The following is a 4,049-nucleotide window of genomic DNA, read 5'->3' on the forward strand; positions in this document are numbered from 1 at the left end:
TCGCCGACCGCGGCGCCGAGCTCGAACTCGAACCCCTCGTCGGCCGGGCGGCACGTCGAGAGCACCCACCCCAGGGCGCCGACCGGGAAGCCCATCGCCCCGGCGACGACGCCGGCGGCGAGCCTCGACCCGGTGTCCCGGTAGACGAACCCGGCGATCGCGAGGAGGAGGACGGCGAACGCCGCGAGCGCCGGGGGCTCGCGGAGGAACTCGTAGCACGCCGGCGGGACGGAGAGGGCGGTCCCGCCGCTCGGGGCGGCCGACGCGCCGACGTCGCCGCTCTCCCCGCTCGGTCCCCCGCCGGCGCCGGCGCCGCCGATCCCGCCGCCGCCGAGGCTCACGGCGGAGTCGAGCGTCGCCGCGGCGACGCCGAGCGCGACGACCGCGAGGAGCGCGAGGAGGGCCGCAGCGAGGGTGTCCCGCTTCACGTCCGTGGATACGCCGTACCGCACGAATAGCTTTCGGCGAGCGCGGGGACCGTCGACGACGCGGCGGGTCGGTGCGACGGCCCCGGACCGGCCGGGCCGCTTCAGTCCGCCGACCCGTCCACGACGTCGTCGAGCGGGGTGGTCGGGAACAGCCCGTCGACGTCCGGGTCCGGGTCGACGAGGCGGTAGCGGACGCCGTCGCGCTCGACGACCCCCGCGTCGGCGAGGTGGTCGAGGTGCGCGAACGCCTCGCCGGGCCCGTGGAGCACGTGGATGTCGACCAGGTCGCCGAACAGCGCCGCCGACACCTCCCACGCCGTCGCGGGGCCGCCGTCGGCGAGGACGTCGAGCACGCGCCGCGTCCGGTGGCGGTGGTGATCGAGGATCGTCGCGGCCCGCCGGCTCGGGTCGTCGATCCGCTCGCGGTGACCCGGGTGCGCCGCGTCGAAGTCCCGCTCGACGATCCGCGCGAGGCTCCGGCCGTACGCCGCGAGCGGCGCGTCGACCCGGACGTCCGCGCCGCCGACGTTCGGGGTATACTGGGGGAGGAGCGCGTCGCCGGCGAACAGCTCCTCGGGGGCCGCGGATCCCTTCCGCGGCTCCCGACCGCTTCGCCCGACCGGCTCGTGGTCCGGGGCCTCGCGCGGGTCGAATGCGAACCCGGCGAGCCCGGCGGTGTGCCCCGGCAGGTGGACGGCCTCCAGGGCCACGCCGCCGACCTCAACGACGTCGCCGTCGGCGATCGTCGTCACCTCCGCGGGGCGGCCGCTGAGATCGGTTCCCACCGCGTCGAAGAAGTCGCGCAGGCGCTCTTGGTCCGCCTCGGGGAGCCCCCATCGGTCGAACGTCTCCCGCTGGAGGTCGGGGTCGGCCGCGAGCGGCGTCTCCGTCCCGTCGACGAGGGGCGCGTCCGCCTCGTGGACGTACACGTCGGCGTCGCCCGCGGCCTGGATCTCGCCGGCCAGCCCCGCGTGGTCGGGGTGCCAGTGCGTCAAGGCGATCGCGTCGACGTCGGCGAACGCGACCCCGTTCTCGGCGAGCCCGGCCTCCAGATCGGCGCGGACGTCCGGGAGCGCGACGCCGGTGTCGACCAGCGCGGTCGTCTCGCCGTCGAGCAGGTAGACGTCGTTCGCACCCTCGAACACCGTGTTGCCGAGCTGGATCAGCTTCACACCCTCCCGTCGTCGGGCGCGCATTTGAGGGTTGCCTCCGCGGAACCCTCGGCGATCGACCCTCCCGCTTCGGGCGCCTCAGTCCGGCACGTCGACGCCGGTAAACTCGAAGCGGGCGCCGCCGTCGGCGCTCTCGGTGACGCCGACGTCCCAGCCCTGGGTCGCCGCGACGCTCTCGACGATCGCGAGCCCGAAGCCGGTCCCGTTCTCCCCGGTCGAGTGTCCCGTCTCGAACACCGCCTCGCGGTCGCCCTCGGGGATCCCGGGGCCGTCGTCGGCGACGTGGAACCCCCCGTCGAGGTCGCCGACCGTGACCGTGACGTCGTCGCCGGCGTGCTCGACCGCGTTTCGGACGAGGTTCTCGAACAGCTGCCTGAGCCGGCTCCGGTCGGCGCGGACCGCGCGGTCGGTCTCGACCCGCAGCGTCGCGTCGCCGGTCTCGACCCCCTCCCAGCACGCCTCGACGAACTCGCGGAGGGGGATCCGCTCCGCGTCCTCGGCGCCGTCGCCGTCGCGGGCGAGGGACAGGAGGTCCTCGATGAGCGTCTCCATCCGCTCGTGGGCGTCGGCGACGGCCTCGAGGTGCTCGGAGTCGCGTTCCTCGCGGGCGAGCTCCAGCCGCCCCCGCGCGACGCTGAGCGGGTTCCGGAGGTCGTGCGAGACGATGCTGGCGAACTCCTCCAGTCGCTCGTTCTTCTCTCGAAGCGTCTCCTCGCGGCGCTTCCGCTCGCGGACGTCCCGGATGACGCCGACGCGGTTCAGACCGTCGCCGTCCTCGCCCGTCACTAGGCTGAAGCGCATCTCGACCGGGAACCGCTCGCCGTCCGCGGTGAGAAAGTCGTACTCGACGACGCCGGTCTCGCGGTCGCCCGCCGCCATCTCGCGCCGGACCCGTCTGGCCTCCTCCGCCGTCTCTTCGGTGACCCAGTCGTAGATCTCGGTTCCGACCAGCTCATCGCGGCTCACCCCCTTCATCTCCGCGTAGCGCTCGTTGACGTACGCGATGGTCCCGTCGGGGCGCACGGCGTACACGGCGTCGTCCAGCGAGTCGAGGACCGTCTCGTACCGCCGTATCTCCTCGCCCCGGGGTGACCGTTCAGTCATGGCTCCTCTCGTCCGTTCGTTTCAGCCGTTCAGTAATAAATGGGCCGTCACGCTCGTCCGCTCGGGTCCGCTGCGGCCTCGCCGCCGGAGCGGTGCGGTTCGGGCGCCGACGCGGTGCGGTTCCGGTGCGTTTTCGTCGTCTCGCGCCTACCCGACCGCATGGAGTATCAACCGGGCGTGTGCAACATCGGACCGGCCCAACAGCGACGGCGGCTCCTCCTCGGCGTCGTTTCGTTCCTCCTCGCGATCACCCTCGTCGCCGCCGTCGTCGCGGTCGGATGGCCGCGCTGGACGCTGCTCGCCGCGGTCTTCCCCCTGTACGGCGCCGCGATGGGCTACTTCCAGTACCGCGAGCGGTTCTGCGTCGGCTTCGCCGGTATCGGCGTCTTCGACGTCGGCGACGGCACCAACCAAGTCCTCGACGAGGCGGCGCTGGCGGCCGACCGGAAGCGCGCGGTCCGGCTGAACGCGAAGTCGCTGGCGGTCGGCGTCGTCGGCGCGGTCGCGGTCTACGGTGTGGCGATCGTCGGTCTATAACCAAACCGCGGATCGGTTCGTATTCGGTACCGGATCGTCGCCGTCGGCGTGAGCAGCTTCGGAGCTTCCAGCGTTTATCTATAACTCGTTGCCGGCGCGGCGAACGCCGCCAAAGCCCCTCGCGTTAAGTTTGACGTGAATTGTGGTAGACGGCGAAGGCTTCGAGCCAGTTTTGAGCTGTCTCTAGCGCGACATTGCTGAAACTATTTGCAAACGATGATGTTCGTCGTTCTATTTCCCAAAAGACACGTTCGATAGCATTCCGATTTCCATGTTGAATGACTTGAAATCGATAGCCGTCTTCAGCGAGGACTGAGCCGAGATAGTCTGCGTCATCGACGAGAAATTCGACGGTATCGAGCTGATAGCGCCGGTGTAGCTCGGTGAGAAACCATCTCGTTGTCTGTTTATTTGCGGTCGGATAAAGGCTCACGTGGAGGATCTCGTTCGTTTGTGGATCAACCCCACCGTACAGCCAGAACTTCTGGCCGTGTAGGTGGATCATCTTTTCGTCGACCGCGAGTTGATCCTCTGAGACGGTCGAGAGCGGCTGTAGATCGGCTTTATGCACCCAGTTGTGAACAGCGACGTGACTCCGATCGATCCCATATTGTTCAAGAAATTTACTCACCTCTCGAAGTGACATACCAGTCAAATGACAGCGAATCCCCTCTTCAATCGCCCAGCGTGGAGTCCGATCTCGCTCCACAAACGACAAGTCGATCCACGCGATACCTTCGCTGAGGCGTTCGATTTCGGCCATAAGCACTCTGAAGTCGAACGCCTCATCCTCTAACTTTACGCGACC

General features: G+C 69.4%; 4 protein-coding genes and 1 pseudogene. 1 reads left to right on the forward strand and 4 read right to left on the reverse strand.

Annotated features, from left to right (window positions below):
* The 3 genes and pseudogenes from DJ75_RS01380 to DJ75_RS01390 all read right to left on the reverse strand — a co-directional run.
* A pseudogene (locus DJ75_RS01380) lies at positions 1 to 428 on the reverse strand (hypothetical protein); the annotation flags it as partial.
* Between the two features lie 101 nt (positions 429 to 529).
* A complete protein-coding gene (locus DJ75_RS01385; RefSeq protein WP_094522088.1) occupies positions 530 to 1,600 on the reverse strand; it encodes an MBL fold metallo-hydrolase in 1,071 nt (356 codons plus the stop codon).
* Between the two features lie 78 nt (positions 1,601 to 1,678).
* A complete protein-coding gene (locus DJ75_RS01390) occupies positions 1,679 to 2,704 on the reverse strand; it encodes a nitrogen regulation protein NR(II) (protein WP_094522089.1) in 1,026 nt (341 codons plus the stop codon).
* A 159-nt stretch (positions 2,705 to 2,863) separates the two neighbouring features.
* Here DJ75_RS01390 and DJ75_RS01395 point away from each other — a divergent pair, with 159 nt between their 5' ends.
* On the forward strand, positions 2,864 to 3,241 hold the full coding sequence (locus DJ75_RS01395; protein WP_094522090.1) for a hypothetical protein: 378 nt from the start codon (positions 2,864 to 2,866) through the stop codon (positions 3,239 to 3,241).
* 124 nt (positions 3,242 to 3,365) lie between these two features.
* Here DJ75_RS01395 and DJ75_RS01400 read toward each other — a convergent pair whose 3' ends face one another.
* Positions 3,366 to 4,004, reverse strand: a complete 639-nt coding sequence (locus DJ75_RS01400) for an IS6 family transposase (protein ID WP_094522091.1) — start codon at positions 4,002 to 4,004, stop codon at positions 3,366 to 3,368.
* Positions 4,005 to 4,049 lie beyond the last annotated feature (45 nt).

The sequence above is a fragment of the Halorubrum sp. Eb13 genome (genome assembly GCF_002252895.1).
GTDB lineage: Archaea > Halobacteriota > Halobacteria > Halobacteriales > Haloferacaceae > Halorubrum.